Origin of the sequence: Belliella baltica DSM 15883, from assembly GCF_000265405.1 — a bacterium.
GTDB lineage: Bacteria > Bacteroidota > Bacteroidia > Cytophagales > Cyclobacteriaceae > Belliella > Belliella baltica.
In genome coordinates this window covers 447,532-471,022 of the sequence record NC_018010.1, presented here as the reverse complement: position 1 = coordinate 471,022, position 23,491 = coordinate 447,532, and the positions used below count along the sequence as shown (strand labels likewise).

Here is a 23,491-nt window from a genome sequence, read left to right as displayed (position 1 = left end):
AAAAGTGAATCATACATTTACTATTGCATTGGGTTGAAACCCAATGTTAGTGTCAGTTGCCCTTTCAGGGCATATTCTCATTTTTTTGTCAAGTGTTAAGTCTCACAACGTAGTGTCATGTCTCATATCTCATGTCTTGAGTCTCATGTCTAATATCTAAAAAAACACTTTTTTTCAATGAAAATTCAAGTCATTAGCTGTCTTTATGATTTTATTTCTAAATTTACCCTGTTATAATATTTCGACATAAAATAAGCTATTCGATATGAAATTTATTGTTTCTTCTTCTGCGCTCTTAAAGCAGCTTTCAGCGATTAACGGGGTAGTAACTACCAATCCTGTAGTTCCTATCTTGGAGAATTTTCTTTTTGAAATCAAAGAAGGAAAACTAACCGTAACTGCCTCTGACCTGCAAACTTCCATGATGACCGAAATTGACGTGGAGGCAAAAGAAGATGGGAATATTGCCGTTCCTGCAAAGATTTTGATTGAAACGCTTAAGAATTTGCCTGAGCAGCCAGTTACATTTAGTATTGACCACGAGACTTATAGCATTGAGATAAGTTCTGATAATGGTCGATACAAGCTTGCAGGTGAAAATGCCACAGACTTTCCTAAAATAGCAACTGTTAGTAATGCAACGACCGTGGATATGTCCACAGAAGTTTTGAGCAGTGCGATCAGTAATACAATTTTTGCAACAAGCAATGATGAACTGAGACCTGCGATGACGGGTGTTTATATCAACTTGAGCAGCACTAATGCTACTTTTGTAGCGACTGATGGGCATAGATTGATCAGGTATAGAAGAGTGGATATTGCTTCTCCAGATGCTGCAAGTATCATTATTCCTAGAAAAGCCCTAAACCTTTTGAAGTCAACTTTGCCTGCTGAGAATGTTCCAGTAGCCGTTGAGTTTAATAGTTCAAATGCATACTTCAACTTTGGAAGTATCAAGATGATCTGTAGATTAATCGATGAGCGATTCCCTGATTATGAAAATGTGATTCCTGTGGATAATCCAAACCACATGACGATTGATAGAATCGAGTTCTTGAGTTCTTTAAGAAGGATTGCAATCTATGCAAATAAAACTACCCATCAGGTGAGGTTAAAACTTGCAGGTAGTGAGTTACAGATTTCTGCTGAGGATTTAGATTTCTCTAACGAAGCAAACGAAAGATTGTCTTGCGAGCACGATGGCGAGGATATCGAGATCGGATTCAATGCGAAGTTCTTGGTAGAAATGTTAAATAATATTTCTTCAAAGCAAGTTACACTTCAATTCTCAGCACCAAACAGAGCAGGTTTGATCGTTCCTTCTGACAAATCAGACAACGAAGACATCTTGATGTTGGTGATGCCAGTGATGTTGAACAATTATGTGTAAAAGTTATTAATTGATATTTTGCTTTCGCATAATTGATATTTGTAAATATTTTGAAACCACATGTTGGTTTACACCGGAAGCTCCAGCTGGAAAGTTGGAGCTTTTTTTTAATATAAAAAACCGAAAAGATAAAGAGGGATTTTGTTTCCCATTCCATGGAGCATTTCATCTGCTGCAATGTAGGAATTTGGGATATTGGCTATCTGATCGAAAGTTTTATTTTTCCCTCCTACTTCAAATTCAAACTGATTATTAACTAAAAAATCCCCATTCTTGGCTGTAGTGAGTATGGAGCCACTATTTTCTAGTTGATTATAGAAAAATGTCTCTCTAATATTGCCAGAATTTTGATTTTCTAAAGCGAGAGCGTAAATAAGATTAGTATTCGATAGGTAAATCTTGTCTGGTTTATTCATCATGCTTATCCCTTTAGAAGAGCTTCTCAAACTTTTGATCAGTTTAGAAACTTCCAGCATGTGTAGCATTTCGAGCAGTCTTGGCCTTGTTGTGTCTGTTTTTTCAGCAAGCTTGGTTATGTTTGGACTGAATGGTACAGAGGTGGAAATTAGATAGAGAAGTTTTTTTAATTTTGCCTGAGTGCTTGTCGAAATGTCTTTACCTTCTGGTAGATCATAATCAATGATAACATTGATGAGTTGGTTGATTTTTGAAATATAGTCTCTTTCATCTTCTAAAAAGAAAGGGTATGCTCCAATCTTTTTGTAGTTTTCAAAATGTAGCATCACATCTGGAACTGAAGCAAGAATGGGGTCGATTAGTTTTTGATGATCTTTTAAAATTTGAGTAAGGTCGTATTTTTCCAACTCAATCTTCAATTTGAGACTCAAATATTCCCTAAAAGATAGTTCAGGTAATTCATAATAAACAAGTCTTCTACTCAAATCCGCTTGTGATTTTTGTAAAGCCAAAATTGAAGATCCAGATATGATTAGCTTGAGATCAGGATAGAAATCATAGATGTTTTTGACTGCGCTTTGCCAATCTTCATATTTGTGTACTTCATCCAAAAGTAGATTTCTACCTCCTAATTGATAGAATCTCTCTGCTAAATCTACCAAGCTGTTTTGTTTGAAAAACAAATCATCTAGACTCAAATACAGAGATTGATCTAGTGGTAGGTTTTCTTTGAGATATTGAAGCATCAAAGTTGATTTCCCTGTTCCTCTAGCACCCAAAATACAGATAGCTCTGCCGTTCCAATTGATTTTATTGTAGTGGCTCCTTTTAAAGTCCGTTTTGAAAGACTGTAATAAGTTTCTATATCTATTGATTAATCCTTCCATTGTATTTTCAAAGATACATAATATATTTCAAGTTGTATCTTTTAAGGTACGAAAAATACAAAAATTGTATTTCTAAAAGTACAATTGATTTATACCAATTGTATTAAAAGAATTCGGTATTGGAAATTTTGGTTAAAGCCAACTCAAATTATGATCCTTTCTAAGGATGGGCTAAAGCCACATCATCAATTGAATAACACATACTTTTTAAATTGCCTCCTGCTTTAGCTGAAGGCAATTAGGTCAATGATTTTATCTAGGCTTTAGCCAAATAATTCCGCATTTATGTTTTTAGAATAAATAGAAAAAAGCCCCCCTTAAAGGGTTTTTAAACCTCAACTCAATTAACCAATAACTTATTCAACTTTCAACTCACTTGATCTCCAAAATCCAGCTTTCCAAAGGCTTTAAATCAACTCGAATTTTTGCTTGGCCAGTAGATACATGAAGTTTGGTTTTTGCCTTGCCATAGAGTTTTTCTTCAAGCTCGTACTCACCATCTTCCAATCCCCAAGCCTTGATGATGCTGGCGGGGATTTGTAATTCAAAACCAAAGCTATCTGATTTATCAAAATTGGTCACAATGATCAATTGTTGATCGTGTGACCATCTTACATAAGAATAAACTCTATCATTATACCATTCTGTATTTGTTCTGTTAAAGGAATGAATCTCAGCATAGTTTCCAGCCATTGCAGGACTTTTGATGCTAAAGTTGAGTAAGCGTTTGTAAAAGTCTCTGAGATCTTTTTCAGCTGGACTAAGTTGTCCTCCATCAAATTCCCCTTCATTCATCCATCTTTGGTGATGGGGAACACCAATATAATCGAAAATAGAAGTTCTGCTTGCAGTTCCAAAACCAGCATTTTCAGCTCCAGGTTCGCCAACTTCCTGTCCAAAGTAGATCATCATGGGAGCTTGATCTATTGTTGCAGAAAGTACCGCTGCAGGCTTGGCGAATTCTGCCTTTCCAACAAACTCAGGGCTTGCGATGCGCTGTTCGTCATGGTTTTCCAAGAAATGCAACATGTGCCCGCTGATGTCAGATAAACCTTGTTGAATGGATATCAAATTATCCGTAGATCCACGACCTTGCATGATATTTTTGAGTGTGTCATAGAGTTCAACTTTATCATAGAGATAATCCATCTTCCCTAGTTGAATGTAGTTTCTATATTCTCTAGGATTGTAGATTTCTGCAAGGAGGAAAGCGTCAGGATTTTCCATTTTGATGGCGGAATTCATATAGCTCCAAAATTCAACTGGAACCATTTCCGCCATGTCAAACCTGAAACCATCTACACCTTTCTTAGTCCAGTAAAGTGCTATATCCCTAAATTTCTTCCAAGAATCTGGCACATCCTTATCTTGCCAAAATTCATAATGTGCTTGATGTGTTTCCTCTCTGAATTGTACAGGAAGTTCTGGGAAATCTTTTGTGCCATCAGGCTTGATACCATAGTTGATTTTTACAGTTTCGTACCAATCGTGAAGGTAAGGCTGAGCTTCTCGAGAGCCATTTCCTGTCCATTTTGCAGGGTTTTCTTCGAATTCCCCATCTGATAAAGGATGATTTTCTCCTCCCAAAGGTTTATAATCATTCAAAGGTTCAGGGACTTGAAATGCTTTGCCTGGGATGTAATAAAAATTATTATCTCGCTTGTATTCCACAGTGAGATCATCATCTGCTCCGAAATCTCTCACTCCCTCAGGATTGTTTTTTCCTTCATAATGACGGGCGACGTGGTTGGGTACGATATCAATTAAGACTTTCATTCCTTGCTGATGTGTTCTTGCTATCAGCGCCTCAAACTCCTCCAATCTTTTGGTAGGATCATTAGCCAAGTCGGGGTTGACATTGTAATAATCTTTGACAGCATAGGGCGAACCTGCACGACCTTTAACTACATCGGGGTCATCGTTTGAAATCCCGATTTCAGAATAGTCTCTGATGACAGCATGATGTGGGACACCTGTGTACCAAATATGGGTTACACCCAAATCTTTGATTTCCTGAAGCGCCTTGTCAGTGAAGTCAGAAAATTTACCGACACCATTCTCCTCCAAGGTTCCCCAAGGTTTGTTGGTGGTATTGGTATTTCCAAAAAGTCGAGTAAAAACCTGATATACGACTACTTTATGCATTTCTTCCATTTGTTGTTCGGATTCTGTAGATTTTGACTGATAATTGCAAGCAAAAATACAAGATGCCAAAGTTAGGGCTAATGAAAACTTGGTTAATGAATTTTTCATAGCTTTAAAGATAAAAAATGTTAGGTGGCTTTCTGAGAAAATTTGAGAAATCCTTTTAAACAAAAATCCTTTATGCTATTTTCGACATACAGGATTTTGAATTTCGAGTTGTTCAAGATTATCAACCAAAAAAAATATTTAGCTCCTAAATGAATTTATGTTTGGTTTTTTATTCAATACTTATTTCAACAACCGATAAACAAACAATGTACTTCTTTTGATCAAATCAGGATATTGCTTCATATTGATGGTTTCTGCTGGAGAATGGGCACCTGATCCTGATGCACCAATTCCATCAATGCAATCCAAATATTCAGCGACATAAGAAATATCTCCAGCTCCTCTTGAGCCAGGATCACCTGCATTTACTTCTCCATATCCCATATCCAAACTCACTTGATTCAAGATATCTACCAAAGCTAGATTCCCTTCTGTCGGTGGCATGGAAGGTATTCCATCTTCAAATTCGATTGCTGCAGTTGTCCTGTTCAAACTTTGACTGACGATATTTCGCATTTTTTCTCTTGCGGCTTCTTTCTGTGGTTCACCTAGGAATCTCAAATCTCCCGTTACAAAAGTTTCTCTGGAGACAATATTGGTTTTACCCAAAGCTTCTCCTTTTCCAGTTTCTGCATTGTAGCTGACATCCGAGCCGCCGATAAATTGACCAGGATTGAAGGTTAAATATTGTTCATCTGAGAGTTGAACTCTGAATTCGTTCAAAATTCTTGCAGCTTCGTAAATTGCTCCGTAGCCTGCATTCTCTTTGAAAACACCTGAAGAATGAACTTGCCTACCCGTGGTTTTCAAAGTCCACCCAGAAGCTCCTCTTCGAGCGACTGTGGCGATATTGAATCCTTGGGCAGTTTCATAGCCTAGGGCGATATCATGCTGCTTTGCCCGCTCTACAAAATCCAGCCTACTCACCCAACTTGGTTTTCCTGAATTCTCTTCATCTCCTGTGAAATAAACTGTAATCGTTCGGTCTTCTAATAATCCCAAATCATAAAGTGCTTTTAAAGTAGCGAAAATCATGGCGTTGCCACCTTTCATATCATTGGCTCCTTGTCCTTTGGCAGTGTATTCATCTACCATTTCAAAAGGATAAAAAGGCATGTCTTTTTCAAAAACCGTATCCAAATGACCAATGAAAAAAAGTTTTTTACCTTTTGATCCTTTTCGAGTTGCTACAAAATGCCCAGCTCTTCTAAGTGAATCAGGCAAGGTGATCCATTCTGTTTGGAAACCGATCTTTGCAAATTCCCTTTCATAAACTTTGGCTACAGCTCTGACTCCTTCAAGATTGAAAGTTCCAGAGTTGATATTGACAGTTTCTTCTAAAAGTTTTACAGTTTCATGGTAGTTTCTGTCAATTGCTTCAATTAGCTTCCGTTCGGTGTCATCCAGTTGTTGCGCAGAAATTTGATATGAAATAATGAAAATGAAGAGGGTGATCAGCTTTTTCATAATTATTCAATATGATTATCCGCTACTTTGCCAGTAGGGTTGGATAGAAGCAATAATAAGTCGGTCAAAGAGTCTTTCTCCAAAGTATCTTCGGTTTAGTTTGTAGCAAAACTCGTCGATGTAGTTCTGAAGCCTTCTTTCTGATATCATTTTATACTTTCTAAGATCACTTTTGAGGTTACTGATTGCTGTATGAGCCCATTTAAGGTTGAATCTACCCTCTTTTGTTGAAGATAATTCGGTGACATGGACATCCACGAAGTCCTCAAATTTAGCGTAAGTGGTACTATCATCGGTTTGAAGAACAGCATCTTTATTGATGAAGTCTTTAATAAGTTTCTCAGCCGTTTTAGCCTTTAAGTCCTCAATCTTCTTCATCTTGAAGTAGCGGCAGCTTTTGGTTAACTTCTTTGTCTTAGGATCCTCAAGAATGGTTGATTCAGCCATCACAGCCACTGTGGACTTCTGCTGAGTTCCTCGGCCCCGATTGAGATTCTTCTTTTTCTGGGCTGAGGTTGACTTGGTGATGTAAGCTTCATCATATTCTACCATGTCTTCGAGCTTATATTGATCATCCCGCTTACCCATTATGACACGAATCTTATGGCATAAATCAAAGACGGTTTGGTAGCGAGTAAACCCCATTTGTCGCTGGAGTTCAAGAGCGGTAAACCCCTGCTTAGTGGCACTAAAGAAGGTCATGGCCATCAACCACTTACGAAGTGACAGATTGCTATTTTCCATCACAGTTCCACTTTTCAAACTGGTACGGAATCCACAACTTTTGCATTGAAACATACTTTTACTGTGGAGCCAATAGTGCTCTTTTTCCTCGCACTTTTTGCAAACCACGCCTTCCTGCTCTCGTTTAGCTTTGAAAAAGCTAATACAGGATTCTTCATCTGGAAAGCGCTCTTCAAACTTCAAAATATTCATGGTCAGAACCTTTGTTTTGACCAAGTAACCTCTCTTTAGCTTGATTACCAATCGATTGTCACCAACTGTCAGTATATAATTTGGCTACTGGCAGAATTACGTATATTCATATTATTCAATTTCAATTCCTGTAAACCAAATAAACTTCACTCCATCTGCATTGAAATGCTCGGTAGCGAATGTAACTCCATCAATGGTTTTTTCGGCTTCCCAAGTAAATGCTCTGCCTTCTGCGCCATTTCCTTTTCGGAAAACCCATTCTTGGATCATAAATGCTTCATTCAAATACAAATCATAAGCATCTCCCGGTGTGTAGCCATCTTCATTGTTGTAGATAATGGTGAGTTTGGTGCTATTTTCTCCTGAAATTGGAGCCGCGACATTAGCAGTTTCTTCATAAGTATATCCGGTGTCCCAGATCAACTGAAAGGGATACATCAACCAATATTTATCATTGATAAAGCCAGCATCAGCTTTTGGTAATTCTTCTTTAGGAAGGTCAAGGCTGTAGGTATAGCTCGTGTCTGCATCGGCATAGTACACAGTTCTATCCTTGATATTCCATTTCCAATCTCTTGTACGAACCACATCGCCAGCTTGAACATTCCAAGTGTATGCAATGGAATTTATCTTGTCAAAATTATCATAACCATAAGCCTGAGCTACTTTTTGTGGAGTAGTGAGCTCTTCCTGTGGTGTGGAACAAGCAATAAGCAATCCTAGTACGAAAATGCTTAATATTTGAATTGATTTTTTCATTTGATTGGAGGTTGTATTTGTTTGATCTACAATTTAATTGATTCTTGAGTTAAAAAAAGAACCACCAACAAATAAATGCTGATGGTTCCAAAATATCTTGATTTTCAAAATCAGATTATATCATAATGATCTTAATCAATCCTCACAATATCTGCTCCTAGTGCATTCAAACGCTGATCGATGTATTGATAACCTCGGTCGATCTGCTCGATATTATCGATGACAGACGTACCTTCAGCAGAAAGCGCAGCGATCAAAAGTGCAACACCCGCTCTGATATCCGGTGAAGTCATTCGAATTCCTCTCAGTGGGTATTTTCTATCCAAACCGATAACAGTAGCTCTATGTGGATCACAAAGAATAATTTGTGCGCCCATGTCTATGAGTTTATCGACGAAGAATAAGCGGCTTTCAAACATTTTTTGATGAACGAGAACAGTTCCTTTTGCTTGGGTGGCAGTTACTAAGACGATACTCAACAAATCCGGCGTAAATCCAGGCCAAATTGCATCTGCTATCGTCAAGATAGAACCATCAATAAAAGTATCAATGATGTAATGCTTTTGAGCAGGAATATAAATATCATCTCCTCGGAATTCTAAGTTGATGCCCATTCGTCGGAATGTATCTGGAATAATTCCCAATCTGTGTATTTGAGCATCTTTAATGGTGATTTCAGACTGGGTCATAGCTGCTAAACCGATGAATGAACCAATCTCAATCATATCAGGAAGTAGCGTGTGCTCCGTTCCTTTCAAGGATTTTACCCCTTCGATATTCAATAAATTCGAACCAATACCAGTGATTTTAGCACCCATTCTATTCAGCATTTCGCAAAGCTGTTGTAAGTAAGGCTCACAAGCTGCATTGTAAATTGTCGTTTTGCCTTCTGCCAAAACTGCCGCCATCACAATATTTGCAGTTCCTGTTACCGATGCCTCGTCAAGGAGCATGTAAGCACCTTTGAGATTCTTGCCATCGATGTGGTAAATCTCTCTTTTGTTGTCATAGTGGAATTCTGCACCCAGTTTCTGAAAACCAGTAAAGTGCGTATCCATTCTTCTTCTTCCGATTTTATCACCTCCTGGCTTAGATAATCTCCCTGTTCCAAATCTTGCTAAAAGTGGCCCCAAGATCATTACAGAACCTCTGAGAGCTGAAGCTTTTTGTAAAAAATCTTCCGTATCTAAATACTTCAAATCTACCTGATCGGCCTTAAAAGTATAAGATTCAGGTCCAGTTTTATCTACTTTGACACCCATGTCAGAAAGCAAATCTATCAGCTTATTGACATCGCGGATGTTTGGAATTTTGTTGATGGTGATTTTTTCTGGTGTAAGTAACACTGCGCAAAGAATCTGAAGCGCTTCATTTTTTGCTCCTTGAGGAGTGATTTCCCCTTTGAGCTTTAATCCACCTTTTACTCTGAATGAAGACATTTATCGACGTTTTTTGGAGTGACCTCCGTTATTGTTATTTCTTCTTCTGTTATTTCCGCTAAAATTTCTTCTGTTGTTTCCAGTGTTTTCAGCTTCGATTGGGATTTTGAAATCTCTTCTTGTATTGGTTTCAAAAAGACCCATTTCTTTTACTTTTTCTAGGTCGATATGCAACTTCCCTTTTGAAAGTGTTTTGATATCATCAAGGATTATCTGATCATCGAAATTGTCTCTGTTCCAAGTGGAATGGAAACTTCTCATCAGCTGACCAATGTAAATGATCGCAGCTTCTTGTTCCTCATCATCCTCGATTTCTACCGCTTTTTCGATCAGCTTTTCAATATTTCTGCCGTAATGCTTGAACTTCACTTCTCCAATTGGATAACCAATGGGAAGTGGTTTTTTGCCAAGCAATTCTTTTTCCGGCATCGGATAGGGACCGTCAATTTCTAAAGTGAAATCTGACATGATATACAAATCATCCCAAATCTTCTGATCACTTTCTAATTTCAGGTTTGGATTGAGCTGCTTGATGATTTCTACCAGTGTGTAGGCACTTTGAGTGCGCCTCTCACGATCTTCTAAGCTAGCAATATGCGTGACCAATCTTTGGATATTCTTTCCGTATTCTTTCAAAATAACTGTGTGTTTGTTTCTTTCATTTAGTTTCATTGCCAAACCATTTGCTCCACCTCCTTGAAGGTACAAAAAATCATTTAAAATCAGTTTGGTTTATTTTGCTGTAATAATTTGGAAGCCTATGCTTCTCAGTCTATTATTCTGAGCTTTGCAAAGCTAAGTAATAAAGTCTTTTCTCCAAAATTCTCGAATTGTATCGTGGCTTTTTTATTGATTCCTTCTATTTCAATCTTCAAAACCTTGCCAAAACCGAATTTTGGATGTTCTACTAACATGCTTTCTGCAAGATTGTTGGTATTCGAAGGCTTAAAATCCGGACTTGGAGTGTGAACTTTGGCCGTGGTCTGTGGACGCATGGATGGATTTTTTTTGATTCCAATGAATCCATTTCTTCCCTCACTTCCTTCATTTCTCAACGCTCCTGAAGGTGCTGCTGTCATCCGTTTGTTTACTCTGATACAAGCAGGATCGACTTCTTCGAGAAATCTACTAGGCTCGCAATTCAGCAATCTTCCATAGCGGTAGCGTGTGAGTGCATAAGTGAGGTATAGCTTGTCCATGGCACGAGTCGAAGCGACGTAGAATAACCGTCTTTCTTCTTCTAAATCCTCTCTGCTTTGCATCATCATCTGCGATGGAAAAAGATCTTCTTCCATACCCACTACAAATACCTGCTTGAACTCCAAGCCTTTTGAAGAGTGGATAGTCATTAAGGTCACCGAATCAGTAGTGTCTTTGTCTCGATCATTGTCTGTCAAAAGCGCAATTTCCTGTAAAAATGCTCCTAGAGATTTGTCCTCATTTTCAGGATTGTCCACATATTCTTTGATGGCATTCAGTAATTCTTGGACGTTTTCATAACGGTTTAGCCCTTCGATGGTCTTGTCTTCATACAAATCTCTCAACAAACCCGATTGCTTAGAGATAGATGTTGCTGCTTCAAAAGCATCTTTGCGTTCTACTTCTATACTGAAACTCTTTATCATGGTCGTGAAGTCTTCCACTGCATTGGAAGCTCTTCCTGATAAGAAACTAGTCGCATTGGTCATGACTTCCCATAGTGGGATATCATGTTCGTAGGCAGCTACGAGCATTTTCTCTACCGTTGTATCTCCAATTCCTCTTTTTGGATAGTTGATTATTCTTTTGAAAGCTTCTTCGTCGTCTCTATTGACTACAAAGCGCATATACGCCATCAGGTCCTTGATTTCTTTTCTTTGGTAAAATGAAAGTCCACCGACAATTTTGTAGTTAATATTCATTTTGCGCAAAGCCTCCTCCATCGATCTCGATTGAGAGTTGGTTCGATAGAGAATGGCGAAATCGCTGTTATTGAGTTTTTTGTTGTTCTTTTCTTCAAAAATCGTCGTTGCTACCACACGTCCTTCTTCATTATCAGAACTCGCTTTGATCAGTTCGATCATGTCGCCTTCGTCGTTTTGAGTCCAGACATTTTTTTGAAGTTGAGCTTTATTTTTGGCAATGATGCTGTTGGCAGCTTGGACGATGTTTTTGGTAGAGCGATAGTTCTGCTCTAGTTTGACTATAAAAAGATCAGGATAGTCCTTTTCAAAATTCAAGATGTTTTGAATATCCGCGCCCCTGAAGGCATAAATACTTTGTGCATCATCGCCCACCACACAGATATTTTGATGGACAGCAGCAAGTTTTTTGGTGATGAGGTATTGGGAGAGGTTTGTATCCTGAAACTCATCCACCATCACATATTTGAAGCGCTGTTGGTATTTATTGAGTACGTCGAGGTGATCTCTAAAAAGGATGTTGGTATTGAACAGCAGATCATCAAAATCCATGGCAGAGGATTTGAAAAGGCGCTTTTGGTAGGTTTTGTAGATCTCTCCCATACGAGGCTTCATGGCAGATTCATCATCGGCTTTGATGTATGGGTCATTGAGATAGGCCTCCCAAGAGATCAGTCTGTTTTTTGCTCCGGAAATCCGAGAAAGTACTGTGTTTGGTTTGTAGACTTTGTCGTCCAGCTTCATTTCTTTGACGATGGACCGGATGAGTGACTTGCTGTCATCAGTGTCATAGATGGTGAAGTTAGATGGATAGCCTAATTTTTCTGCTTCTACTCTGAGGATTTTGGCAAAGGTAGAGTGAAAAGTCCCCATCCAGGTATTGCGAGCTTCTAGGCCAATCAATCTTTCTATCCTATTTTTCATTTCGGCAGCAGCCTTATTGGTAAAAGTCAGGGAGAGTATATTGAAAGGGTCAACACCTTTGGCATGGATCAGGTGCGCAATGCGGTAAGTCAGTACCCGGGTTTTGCCCGATCCTGCACCTGCGATAATCATCACGGGTCCATCAGTGTGTTCTACAGCTTCTTTTTGTGGGGGGTTCAGTCCTTTGAGGTAATCCATTCTTAATCTATCCGTTCTACAAGCTTCAAAGTTAATGGATTTTTTGGCTTTAATGGAACGTGGATGGATGCGGACTTGGCGGATGCTCACGAATAAAATATGAGTTTATCTGTTCTATCGTGATGAAGTTTCGTTCTTGTCTGAGGTGTAGAGGATTAGAGTTGACTTTTTCACAAATCTATGATTTCTCGTAATATTGGTGCTTAGGCTTTAATCAGATATAATTAAACCTAATTAAATTAGTCTTTTTGTTATTTTAGCATGCTTTTAGTTCATTAATTGTATATTTTTTAAATAAATATTTATAAATATTTGCGCATAATAATAATAATATTTTTGTGAAAGTTTTTAGGTTAAAGCTAACTCCTTTAGGAGTTTAACAATAACTTTAATTTCTAACAAGTATGCGTAAATTATTCTTTTCATTGGCTCTGATTGGGTCATTTGGTTTTTTTGCTAATGTAGAAGCAGATACAAATTCTGAAAACACCTCTTTAGTAATTGTTGATTGTTTTCAAAGAATGGTCATTTGTTCTGGTGAATACACAGTTTATAACTGTGATAAAAATTTCACAAGTCAAAGGTGTAGTAGGTATTATGTCCAGTGTTTCAATTGTGAACCTCAAGAAGAAGAGCCGGAATCTTAAGAAAAAATGATTTGTTTGAAGAAGCTGTGTTTAAATACACGGCTTCTTTACTTAATTTAATATTTTATGGATAATAGATTTGTTATTTACATTCTCGTTTTTTTGTGGTTTTCAAGTAGTTGTAATTCATCAGTTGAATATGATGGAGCTGCTTTGAGTCACTTTGATATTTCTAATGCTTCAAATAAAAAGTCTTCTGATTTAGAAATTGTTGAACTTGTCCCTTTAGAAACTACATCTGAAAACCTGATGGGAATGGAATTTAGAGTTAGGATAAATGAAGATGGCTTTTGGGTTATGAATGAAGATACTAAGGATGCAGTCCATCATTTTAGTTTAGATGGAAGTTATTTAGGGAATAATGTAGTTATAGGCGAGGGGCCTAACACTCTAGGGAATATGTTTGATTTTTATCCCAACCCAGATGGAACTCTATCAGTTTTATCATCAATTGGTCAATTCTCTACAATTTATAGTATTAATAAGGCAGGAGTTACAGAAAAGATTTTGGAATTTGAATATCCCTCTAGTGCTTTTACTAAACTTAATTCAGAAAATTATTTAGTTTATGGAGGGTATAACTTACCTGTAATCACACATAGGGTAATAGAAGTTGGTAATAACAATTTGACGGGGAGAAAATTTTTGGAAAACACTTACAAAAATCAGATGATTACAATGACCGAAAGAAATTTTTTTAAGTCAACGGACGAATTATTTGTGATTGAATCATTTGATAATATTGTTAAGAAATACTCTAATGGAAATATGATTTCATATTTATTTGTAGATTTTGGAAAATATAATATTCCTTCCAAATTTTGGGAGTTAGACATAATGGAAGGCTTTGAAATGATCAATGAAAATGGTTTCGCGAGTTTTCATGGAGTTTTTGCTGATAATGAAAACTTGCTTTTGAGTGTTTTTCATCAATCAAGAGAAGGAGTTTTTAAAAAGTTACTGTTTTTAAATAAACCTTATGATAAAGGTTATTCAATTGAAATAAGAAGAGATGAAAACAACCCATTTTATCAACCTATAGGCATAAGAGATGATCGAGTTTTGTTTATTACCTATAGATCTATTTTGATCAATTATTTAAAAGAAAAAGAGGAATCTTCGACTTTTTTAGCAAAGATTCCCCAAAATGATTTTGACTACCCAGTTATCGTTTTTTCTAAAACAAACTTTTAAAATGAAAAATATCATCCTAATTACCCTTTTGGTGGTTCTTTGCCTTGGTTGTAAAAGTGAAAATGAGGTGTTCACTATTCCTTCATCTCTTGAAATAGTTGATGTTGTAGAAGAAAGTAAGGAGGTTTGTTTGGAATGTGAGCATAAAATTGTGGTCTACTGTGATTATTCCCTTAGAAGCCTATCCTTTCTAAAAGTATCTATGCAAAGTTGGTCTGAAATTTCAGATGAGTATCCTGATGTAGGTTTTTTATTTGTTTTTCATGGAAAAAATAAATCGACCCTTGAACGGACATTAAAAGAGTATGAATTTCCTTTTCAAGTAATGTTTGACCAGGATAACGAGTTTTACAATTTAAATAATCTAGAGAAGTCTTCCACTAAAAATAAACCTCTTCAGGCCTTTCATTTAGATGGGTTGAAGAATGTTAAAATTGCTCAAATTGGAATACCAAATTTACTCAGAAAAGAGATTGAGGAGTTTAGGAATAATTAAGGTTAATCTGCTTCGCCTTCGTTACTAGTGTTCTATTTAAGATAGAACGCTGATGATGCGGATTTGGCGGATGATCGCGGATAGGTAGAAAGTGGAACCTGTACCGAACATCGGTATGACGCGAGTTTGGCGGATACTCACGGATTAAAAAAAAGTCAGTGAAGATTTGTTCAATCAGCGTTCCATAAGGGTAGAACACAGATGACGCAGATGTAGCAGATGTAGCAGATGGTCGCAGGTAAAAAAAATCAGCGTTTATCCGTTCTATCCGCGTCATCGGCGTTCCATTTTCATTACCTACTGACTTTCCAACGATTGTGGCTCCAGAGGTATAGGCTTGGACTGTGGCGGATGGTCTGCTCGGTACGTCGGATAAATTCATCTGTAATGCTATGTTCCGCCGCATGATCATATGGAGGACTGTCCATAAGGCTGTAAGTGAAGATATAATGACCTCGTTTGGGTTTGCGTACATCTGAATAGACCACGGTATGATTGAATCGCTTGGCAAGCTTTTCTGCTCCTTCAAAAAAAATTGTTTCCCGATTCATAAAAGGTGCCCAATAACGGATTTCAGCCTTGGTTGGTCTTTGGTCTGCAGCTAGGACGATCAAGCGTGGGTTGTTCCTATTTCTCAGGTATTCCCGCTGAAAAGCCGCTCGTTCTACCAGCATTCCCCCAAATCTACCTCGAATATTTTTCATTAATTTTTCAAAAAATGGGCTATTTACTTTCAAATAGACCACTTCGCATTTTGTACTGACATTGGCCAAAATATGGAGCAAATGCATCTCCCAATTGAAAAAATGTCCCGTCATACCTACTACAATCTCACCTTTGTCGATGAGATCAAGAGGGATATGTGCATTTTCGATTTGAACTCTTCTTGCCAACTCCTCTTTTGATATGGTGTACATTTTGATGATTTCAGCAAAAGAATCCGTCAGATTTCTAAAAAATTTCCGTTCAATTTCCAATCGCTCAGCTACTGATTTTTCTGGAAAAGCATGCAGCAGATTTTCCCTGATCACCTTTTTCCTATAGCCAATCCCATAATATCCTATCAGGTATAACAAATCTGAAAACAAGTAAAGGATGCTTAAAGGAAGGTAAGAAATAAGTTTGATTAGGAACATTACCTGTTTGATCTAGAGGTTGAAGGTTAAAGTTAGGCTTTACAATTGACGAACGAAATCATGCCCATATCATATCAACTGACAGCGGTTGACAGTCCACAGCACTTTGAAAGTAATAAAGAGCCTTTAATTTAAATCGTTATTGAGTAGAAAATGAACTCAGTTTACAACTAGTCTTTTTTCATTTACAAATATCTAAAATAGTAGCAATGTAAAAACTTTTTAATACCTGATTTCTCAATACTGTGCCCCATTGACTGTGGACAGAATGAAAATCACTTTCTTCAAAAAAATTAGCTATAATTTAGCTCATTGATTACTTTTGATACTTATGTCTGAAGTGCAGAGAAAAAAATATTCCGATCAGGAAAAAAACCAGATTTTCGATGGGGAGTTTATGCCACACATAGATTCCATGTATAATTTTGGTTATAGGCTAACCTTCGACGAGGACGATGCCAAAGACCTCGTGCAAGATACTTACCTCAAAGCCTACCGTTTTATCAATTCTTTTGAGCAAGGCACCAATGCCAAGGCTTGGTTGTTCAGAATTTTGAAAAATAGCTTTATCAACGATTACAGAAAGAAAAGTAAGCAGCCTGCCATAGTTGATTATCAAGAAGTTGAAACTTATTACAATTCAGATCATGTTGACTATGGCATCACCTCTGACTTGCGGGTTGATTCTGTGAAGGACATGCTTGGAGATGAGATTTCCAATGCTCTCAATAGTCTAGCTGTTGATTTTCGTACGGTGATCATTCTTTGTGATTTGGAAGGTTTCACTTATGAAGAGATGGCGAAAATATTAGATATTCCTATAGGGACTGTAAGGTCTAGATTGCATAGAGCGAGGAACTTATTGAAAGAAAAGCTACGTTCTTATGCTCAAAACATGGGATATAAGACAGATGAAGAGGAATAGAGATTAGAGAATAGATAGATTAAGAGAATAAGATTACCCTAGATTCAGATTAAAATGGAGAATAATTTAGAAGGAACAGGAGAGAGGAAATTGCAATGTAATGATGTGAGCAAATGTTTTCAATTGTTGGAGAGCATTTTGGATGGAAATGAAGCGCCTGATTCACAGGAAGTTTTAAAATCAAAACTTGCTAAATGCCAACCTTGCTTTGAGCATTATCATCTCGAGCAGGCGATTAAGGAAGTGCTCAAGAATAAATGTACCAAACACGAAGTGCCTGCACAACTTGTGGAGAATATCCGTCAAAAAATCGAAGAGATTAAATAAAAAATATGTCATCAGGTAAAGCGATTATTTTTTCAGCTCCTTCAGGTTCAGGCAAAACGACAATAGTCAGGCATTTAATTAAAAAATATCCAAATCTGGGTTTTTCAATATCCGCTTGTACGAGAGATAAGCGAGGTAGAGAAGAGGAAAATGGAAAAGATTATTACTTTTTAAGTCCCGACGAGTTCAAATCAAAAATAGATCAAGATGCATTTATTGAGTGGGAAGAGGTTTATGAAGGCAATTTCTATGGAACACTTAAAGAAGAAATTCAACGCATTTGGGATTCTGGAAAACATGTGATCTTTGATGTAGACGTCAAAGGAGGTCTAAATTTGAAAAGATATTTTGGCGATCAAGCCATTGCGATATTTGTTAAAGTACCTTCTTTAGAGGTTTTGACCGAAAGGCTTAAAGATCGAGGAACAGAATCAGAAGAGAGTCTGTCTCGCAGGCTGTACAAGGCAAAATTTGAGATGGGCTTTGAAAATAAATTTGATGTAACCATCGTCAATGATGATATGCAAAAGTCATTTGCAGAAGCAGAGACGCTGGTAGGAGAATTCTTAGCAAAATAAATTTGAAAATCGGACTTTTTTTCGGATCTTTTAATCCTATTCACGTCGGCCATTTGATTATCGCCAATGTGATGCAGGATCAGACTGATTTGGATGAAGTGTGGTTTGTGGTCAGTCCGCAAAACCCCTTCAAAGCTAGAAAAACATTATTACATGAATTTGATCGGCTAAAGATGGTAGAGCTCGCCATCGCCGATCATTTCTTTTTTCGGGCTAGCGATGTGGAGTTCCACATGCCCAAGCCAAGTTATACGATCGACACACTCACTTATCTTTCCGCACAACACCCACAGCACGACTTCAAATTGATTGTGGGAGGTGATAATCTGACACATTTTCACAAGTGGAAAAATCACGAACAGATTCTTGAGTATTTTGGGCTTTATGTCTATCCACGCCCCGGTTCCAATCCCGATTTTGAGCATCCAAATGTTCAGTATATTGCTTCACCACTTATGGATATCTCAGCCACATTCATCAGAGAATCCATCAAATCAGGCCATTCTGTTCGCTATTTACTTCCGGAAAAAGTAGAAGAGTATATCAAGGATAAGAAGCTTTATTTTTAAGGGTGGTCTTATTGGATATTTTCAAAAACACTATCCAAATCCAAAACAAATCCTTCTACTGCTTGTGAGGTAACTTTGTCACCAAATGTAAAAAGTCTAGACCCTTGATATTTTCCTTTAGTTAAGGTGTAAATGAGGAGAGTACATTCGTTTGGGTGAATTACCCAATATTCTTTGACCCCTGATTCTTCATAAACTTCAAATTTATTTTGAATTTCCTTTTTATTGTTTCCAGGAGAAAGGATTTCTATAATCAAGTCTGGAGCTCCAATACAACCTAAATCATCTAATTTTTCAGGATCGCAGATTACACAGTTATCTGGCTGAACTACTGTTGTAATGTCTTCATTTTTCTTTGATTTTGATGGGAGCCTTACATCAAATGGTGCTGAGAACACTTCACATTTTTTACCTTTTAGAAAAGTAAAGAGCTCGCCAGAGATTTTCATGGAAACTCTTTGATGGTTTACTCTGGGTGCAGCTGCCTGTTTGAAGACCTTTCCCTTGATCAACTCCACCATTTCATCCAATTGCCAAGTCAGGTAATCTGCATAAGTGTACTCGCCATACTCGACAAATGGTTCCTCAACTTTATTTTTCAATTCCTGCTTTTCCATAAATTAAATTTACTGATTGTCAGGCAGAAATGGAAGTCCCTTTTTAATATTCAGGGCGCAGATAAAAAAAGAATCAGCGATGATCAATTCAAGCAGCATCATCAGCATGCCAAAAAGAAATAGCAAATTACCAAGAGCAGTCAAAGACTGCAATGGTAAGAGTCCAAGACTAAGTCTTGAACCAGGTCAAGCGTGTTGAAAAAATTAGCGTTGATCTGTTCAGTCAGCGTCACCAGCGTGCCATACAACATAGACAAGGCAAATGTTTTCGCAAAAAGAAAGTCACTAAGTCACAAAACCTTAAAACCCCCAACCTTCCAATCCGCCACGGCCAAGCTCTTAAAACTTTTAGATATGCTTCTCCTTACCGGAGGCTATTTCAAATAGCAATTCTCTTGATCTATGCAATTGGGCTTTAACTGTGCCTAGTGGCTTGTCAAGCTCTTGTGCAATTTCATCGTAAGAGAGCTCTTGAAAGTAGCGGAGTTCTACAAGTTTCCTGTATTTGGCTGGTAATTTATCCACAAATACGCGTACCATCTCTATTCTTTGAGATTTGATGAATTCGTCTTGTGGGTTATTTTCATCGTCTTCCACATCAATGTTCACAGAATTGCCGCCATCATCACTAAGCGTGGTGTTGAGACTCATAGTTTTGAGTTTTTTCTTTCTGATAAAGTCTATAGTATTGTTAGTGGCGATTCTAAATAGCCAAGTACTGAAAGTATAGTCTTTTTTAAATTTATGGAGATTTTTGAAGGCTTTGGCAAAGGCTTCCATCGTGAGGTCTTCAGCATCATCTGCGTCGCGAATCATTTTCAAAATCATGAAGTACACCGCCTTTTTATAACGCTTCATCAATGCAGCATAGGCTTGCTGATCTTTTTGATCTACCGCACGGTCGATGAGATCAAAATCTTCTAATGCTTTATTTGAAAAACCTCTTGAATTTACTTCCATCTAACTTTTTTTGACTGATACCCTAATGTGCCGATGATCCAAAAATACCCTAGATAAATGACATCAAAAAGCGATGTCCAAAAGACTTTGGTATTTCCTTCGAGTTTTTTTCTTGCCGATGTCACTACTGAAGTGAGCAATATCGATCTGACTATAGTTATACCTATAATTAATGAAAATTGTTCCCAATTCTGATCTAAGCCTAGAAATATAGCTAAGGTAATCCCTGATAACCAAAATAATAGATGGGAAAATGAATAAAGCCCAATTTTCTGTTTGTCTTTCCCCCTGTAATATTTCCCAGCATGAAAATGACGTTTTTTTTGTCGGAAATAACTCTTCCATGTGGACTTGGGTTTGGATAAAGTTATGCTATCGGGGTGGATTACCACAGATGTATTTTTGCCATTCGCATATTTATTGATGAAGAGATCATCATCACCACAGTCTATCTGCCATAGATCTTTGAAAGCCTTTTTTTCCATAAAAAAACCTCTTCGATAAGAAAGGTTCCTGCCAACTCCCATAAATGGTGCTCCCCATAATGCAAAGGAAAAATAGAGTATTCCTGTCCACAATGTTTCAAATTGTATCCATTTGTTAAGTATTCCGTGATCTTTTTCATAGGGGGAATAGCCAAGAGCAAATGTTTTCCCTTCTTCACGAACAGGTGCGGTCATCAACCTTATCCACTGATCTGATTGGGGAATGCAATCTGCATCTGTCAGTAATAAGACATCATTTTTGGCTACTTTTATCCCCAGAGTAAGTGCATATTTCTTAGAAGTAACATGGTCCGGAGTATATTTGACTGTTACGGTGCGGAGTTGAGGATATTGGCTCATCATCTTTTCAAGAAGCACTCTAGTGCCATCAAAAGATCTGTCATTGATGATCATCACATCATAGTTGGGATAATCTTGACTGCAAAGAATTGGGATCAACTTTTTGAGGTTTTCTTTTTCATTATGAGCAGCAACAATGATAGTAACTCCCTCAGAACGATTCTTTTGAAGAGTTGAAATTTTATTTCGATGAAAAAAAGAAAGCCGACTAAAAATAAGTAGAATGTAGATCAATTGCACCCCAAGTGCAATGAAAAACACAATCCACAAAACATCATTGATCATTCCAGATTATTTAACAGGCAAATATAAAAGCAAATTCAGCATTCAATTAAGAATAAGCTTTTATTTTTGTGCTTGAATTTATTATTAAGTACTAGCAAAGCTTAATTATTTGCTAGACAACTTAGAAAAAAGATATGAAGTTTACCTTACAACATACAGATCCTCAAAGTAAAGCGAGAGCTGGAGTACTCAAAACTGATCATGGAGATATAGAAACTCCGATTTTTATGCCAGTAGGAACAGCAGGTTCGGTAAAAGCTGTACATCAGCGCGAGTTAACTTATGACATCAAAGCTCAGATTATTTTGGGAAATACATATCATTTGTACTTGAGACCTGGGTTGGGTGTGCTTGAGAAAGCAGGTGGGCTTCATAAATTCAATGGCTGGGAGAAACCGATCTTAACAGACAGTGGAGGTTATCAGGTTTTTTCATTAGCTGGGACAAGGAAAATCACCGAAGAAGGGGTCGTTTTCAAATCTCATATTGATGGTTCTAAGCATATATTTTCTCCAGAAGGTGTGATGGATATCCAAAGAAGCATTGGGGCAGATATCATCATGGCTTTTGACGAGTGTACGCCTTATCCATGTGAGTTTGAATATGCAAGAAAATCTATGGATATGACTCACCGTTGGTTAAAGCGCTGTATCGAGCGCTTTGATAGTACAGAAGGAAAATATGGTTACAATCAGACCTTGTTTCCAATAGTTCAGGGCTCAGTCTATAAGGATTTGAGGAAACGATCTGCTGAATTTATCGCTTCCTGTGATCGGGAAGGGAATGCCATCGGTGGACTTTCTGTAGGGGAACCTGCGGAGATGATGTATGAAATGACCGAAATGGTCACGGATATTTTGCCTGAGGATAAGCCTAGATACTTGATGGGTGTTGGTACTCCTGCTAATATTCTGGAATGTATCGCACTTGGCGTGGATATGTTTGACTGTGTGATGCCTACTCGAAATGCAAGAAATGGAATGCTTTTTACTTCTGAAGGAATCATCAATATCAGAAATGAAAAATGGAAAGAAGATTTCAGTCCTTTAGACCCGGTGATCAATTCTTACGTAAGTAGTTTTTATTCCAAGGCTTATTTGAGACATTTGACGATCTCAAAAGAAATTCTAGCAGCACAGATTGCGAGCATTCATAATTTGGCATTTTACCTTTGGCTGGTAGGACAGGCGAGGGAGAAAATCAAATCAGGAGAATTCTCCTCGTGGAAAGATCAAATGGTCAAAAAAGTCAGTACAAGATTGTAATATGAAGATATTGGATAAACTCATCATCAAGGATTTCCTCAAGACCTACTTTTTTGTGGTCTTGATGTTAATTCTTATTGTGTTAGTTTTGGATTTTACAGAAAAAAATGATGCCTTTATCCGAAATAATGTGCCTGCTGTGGAGATTCTCAAATACATGGCGAATTACGGGCTCTATTTGAATAATTTGCTAACTCCGATAACGGTGTTTATTTCTGTTATTTTCATTACCTCTAAAATGGCAGGTAGAACAGAGATAATAGCAATATTAAGTTCTGGAACTAGTTTTGTCAGAATGTTGATTCCATTTTTTGTTGGTGCTGCAATGATTGGAGCAGCTTCTTTCTTATTAAATGGCTGGGTTTTGCCGGGTGCAACTTCAGGAGTCACAGAGTTCAAAACCCAATATCTCGAAGAAACCAAATTCTACAATGAAAATAATATTCATATCAAAGTAGCCCCTGATGTCTATGCTTATATTTCGAGATATTTTCCCTCCGGGAATATGGGGTATAGTTTCACCTTGGAACAAATCAGAGATGGTGAATTAGTAGCAAAGTTCTCTGCAGATAGAATTGTTTGGGACACAGCGATCAATTCTTGGACTGCAAAAAACTGGAATTTAAGAGTACTAAATGAAAAAGGAGAAACATATACGAAAGGAGATGAATTAGACACTCTACTTTCCATCACTCCAGATGATTTTGACTTACCTTCCAATCATCATGAAACCTTAAAACTCCCTGAGCTGTCTAAGCAAATCCAAGTCCTAGAAGACAGGGGTGCTGACAATGTGAATTATTATAAAATCGAGCGCTATGTGCGGTATATGTCACCTTTTGCAGCGATTATCCTAACATTTATCGGCGTGATTGTTTCCTCCAAAAAAACTAGAGGTGGCTCTGGTTTTCAGATTGCTTTGGGCTTTTTGTTGGCTTTTGTTTATATCATTTTATTTCTTCTTTCGAGGACTTTTGCAGAAGCAGGGACGACCTTTCCCTTGTTTGCTATTTGGTTGCCCAATCTAGTATTTGCTGTCACGGGTTTGGTGTTGTACAAAACAGTGCCTAGATAAT

Annotated in this window: 21 protein-coding genes; 9 read left to right on the top strand and 12 right to left on the bottom strand. The window is 37.5% G+C overall.

Annotated elements, in window-relative coordinates:
* Positions 1 to 265 precede the first annotated feature (265 nt).
* The gene (gene dnaN / locus BELBA_RS02210) at positions 266 to 1,390 is read left to right on the top strand and encodes a DNA polymerase III subunit beta (RefSeq protein WP_014771122.1); all 1,125 of its coding nucleotides are present in this window, start codon (positions 266 to 268) and stop codon (positions 1,388 to 1,390) included.
* 107 nt (positions 1,391 to 1,497) lie between these two features.
* Here dnaN and BELBA_RS02205 read toward each other — a convergent pair whose 3' ends face one another.
* The 8 genes from BELBA_RS02205 to BELBA_RS02170 all read right to left on the bottom strand — a co-directional run bounded on the left by BELBA_RS02205 (position 1,498) and on the right by BELBA_RS02170 (position 12,571).
* Positions 1,498 to 2,694, bottom strand: a complete 1,197-nt coding sequence (locus BELBA_RS02205; protein WP_014771121.1) for an ATP-binding protein — start codon at positions 2,692 to 2,694, stop codon at positions 1,498 to 1,500.
* 372 nt (positions 2,695 to 3,066) lie between these two features.
* A complete protein-coding gene (locus BELBA_RS02200) occupies positions 3,067 to 4,947 on the bottom strand; it encodes an alpha-amylase family protein (protein WP_014771120.1) in 1,881 nt (626 codons plus the stop codon).
* A 180-nt stretch (positions 4,948 to 5,127) separates the two neighbouring features.
* Positions 5,128 to 6,414: a M20/M25/M40 family metallo-hydrolase gene (locus tag BELBA_RS02195; RefSeq protein ID WP_014771119.1), complete on the bottom strand. Its 1,287-nt coding sequence runs from the start codon at positions 6,412 to 6,414 to the stop codon at positions 5,128 to 5,130.
* A 15-nt stretch (positions 6,415 to 6,429) separates the two neighbouring features.
* Positions 6,430 to 7,350, bottom strand: a complete 921-nt coding sequence (locus BELBA_RS02190; RefSeq protein WP_014771118.1) for an IS1595 family transposase — start codon at positions 7,348 to 7,350, stop codon at positions 6,430 to 6,432.
* A 111-nt stretch (positions 7,351 to 7,461) separates the two neighbouring features.
* Positions 7,462 to 8,109 carry a hypothetical protein gene (locus BELBA_RS02185; protein ID WP_014771117.1) on the bottom strand — a complete coding sequence of 216 codons (648 nt, stop codon included), beginning with the start codon at positions 8,107 to 8,109 and terminating at the stop codon, positions 7,462 to 7,464.
* Positions 8,110 to 8,240: 131 nt separating this feature from the next.
* On the bottom strand, positions 8,241 to 9,548 hold the full coding sequence (murA, locus tag BELBA_RS02180; RefSeq protein ID WP_014771116.1) for a UDP-N-acetylglucosamine 1-carboxyvinyltransferase: 1,308 nt from the start codon (positions 9,546 to 9,548) through the stop codon (positions 8,241 to 8,243).
* Positions 9,549 to 10,220, bottom strand: coding sequence for a DUF4290 domain-containing protein (locus BELBA_RS02175; RefSeq protein WP_041779480.1), 672 nt, complete (start codon positions 10,218 to 10,220; stop codon positions 9,549 to 9,551).
* 95 nt (positions 10,221 to 10,315) lie between these two features.
* Entirely contained in the window at positions 10,316 to 12,571 is a 2,256-nt protein-coding gene (locus tag BELBA_RS02170) for an ATP-dependent helicase (protein ID WP_041779190.1), read from the bottom strand.
* A gap of 713 nt (positions 12,572 to 13,284) precedes the next feature.
* Here BELBA_RS02170 and BELBA_RS02160 point away from each other — a divergent pair.
* Both BELBA_RS02160 and BELBA_RS02155 read left to right on the top strand, forming a co-directional pair.
* Complete coding sequence (locus tag BELBA_RS02160; RefSeq protein ID WP_014771112.1) at positions 13,285 to 14,412, top strand: 6-bladed beta-propeller; 1,128 nt, start codon at positions 13,285 to 13,287, stop codon at positions 14,410 to 14,412.
* Between the two features lies 1 nt (position 14,413).
* Entirely contained in the window at positions 14,414 to 14,908 is a 495-nt protein-coding gene (locus BELBA_RS02155; RefSeq protein ID WP_014771111.1) for a hypothetical protein, read from the top strand.
* 293 nt (positions 14,909 to 15,201) lie between these two features.
* Here the strand turns inward: BELBA_RS02155 and BELBA_RS02150 are convergent, their stop codons facing one another.
* Positions 15,202 to 16,044 carry a lysophospholipid acyltransferase family protein gene (locus BELBA_RS02150; protein WP_014771110.1) on the bottom strand — a complete coding sequence of 281 codons (843 nt, stop codon included), beginning with the start codon at positions 16,042 to 16,044 and terminating at the stop codon, positions 15,202 to 15,204.
* A gap of 331 nt (positions 16,045 to 16,375) precedes the next feature.
* Here BELBA_RS02150 and BELBA_RS02145 point away from each other — a divergent pair, with 331 nt between their 5' ends.
* From BELBA_RS02145 to nadD, 4 genes are read left to right on the top strand one after another with little or no spacing between them, the layout of a single operon-like run.
* On the top strand, positions 16,376 to 16,969 hold the full coding sequence (locus BELBA_RS02145) for a sigma-70 family RNA polymerase sigma factor (protein ID WP_014771109.1): 594 nt from the start codon (positions 16,376 to 16,378) through the stop codon (positions 16,967 to 16,969).
* A gap of 54 nt (positions 16,970 to 17,023) precedes the next feature.
* Positions 17,024 to 17,296 (top strand): anti-sigma factor, encoded by a 273-nt coding sequence (locus tag BELBA_RS02140; protein WP_014771108.1) that lies wholly within the window; start codon positions 17,024 to 17,026, stop codon positions 17,294 to 17,296.
* A gap of 5 nt (positions 17,297 to 17,301) precedes the next feature.
* On the top strand, positions 17,302 to 17,874 hold the full coding sequence (gene gmk, locus BELBA_RS02135) for a guanylate kinase (RefSeq protein WP_014771107.1): 573 nt from the start codon (positions 17,302 to 17,304) through the stop codon (positions 17,872 to 17,874).
* 2 nt (positions 17,875 to 17,876) lie between these two features.
* Positions 17,877 to 18,443 (top strand): nicotinate (nicotinamide) nucleotide adenylyltransferase, encoded by a 567-nt coding sequence (gene nadD, locus BELBA_RS02130; protein ID WP_014771106.1) that lies wholly within the window; start codon positions 17,877 to 17,879, stop codon positions 18,441 to 18,443.
* An 8-nt stretch (positions 18,444 to 18,451) separates the two neighbouring features.
* On the opposite strand, the gene BELBA_RS02125 is transcribed toward nadD, so the two are convergent.
* The 3 genes from BELBA_RS02125 to BELBA_RS02110 all read right to left on the bottom strand — a co-directional run bounded on the left by BELBA_RS02125 (position 18,452) and on the right by BELBA_RS02110 (position 21,150).
* Positions 18,452 to 19,060 (bottom strand): Uma2 family endonuclease, encoded by a 609-nt coding sequence (locus BELBA_RS02125; RefSeq protein ID WP_014771105.1) that lies wholly within the window; start codon positions 19,058 to 19,060, stop codon positions 18,452 to 18,454.
* Between the two features lie 348 nt (positions 19,061 to 19,408).
* Complete coding sequence (locus tag BELBA_RS02115; RefSeq protein ID WP_014771104.1) at positions 19,409 to 20,020, bottom strand: RNA polymerase sigma factor; 612 nt, start codon at positions 20,018 to 20,020, stop codon at positions 19,409 to 19,411.
* Positions 20,011 to 21,150, bottom strand: coding sequence for a glycosyltransferase (locus BELBA_RS02110; protein WP_014771103.1), 1,140 nt, complete (start codon positions 21,148 to 21,150; stop codon positions 20,011 to 20,013). Before BELBA_RS02110 ends, BELBA_RS02115 begins: the two co-directional genes overlap by 10 nt.
* A gap of 134 nt (positions 21,151 to 21,284) precedes the next feature.
* Here BELBA_RS02110 and tgt point away from each other — a divergent pair, with 134 nt between their 5' ends.
* Together tgt and BELBA_RS02100 are read left to right on the top strand one after the other, a co-directional pair.
* Positions 21,285 to 22,415 carry a tRNA guanosine(34) transglycosylase Tgt gene (gene tgt / locus BELBA_RS02105; RefSeq protein WP_014771102.1) on the top strand — a complete coding sequence of 377 codons (1,131 nt, stop codon included), beginning with the start codon at positions 21,285 to 21,287 and terminating at the stop codon, positions 22,413 to 22,415.
* A 1-nt stretch (position 22,416) separates the two neighbouring features.
* On the top strand, positions 22,417 to 23,490 hold the full coding sequence (locus tag BELBA_RS02100) for an LptF/LptG family permease (protein ID WP_014771101.1): 1,074 nt from the start codon (positions 22,417 to 22,419) through the stop codon (positions 23,488 to 23,490).
* Position 23,491: the final 1 nt, after the last annotated feature.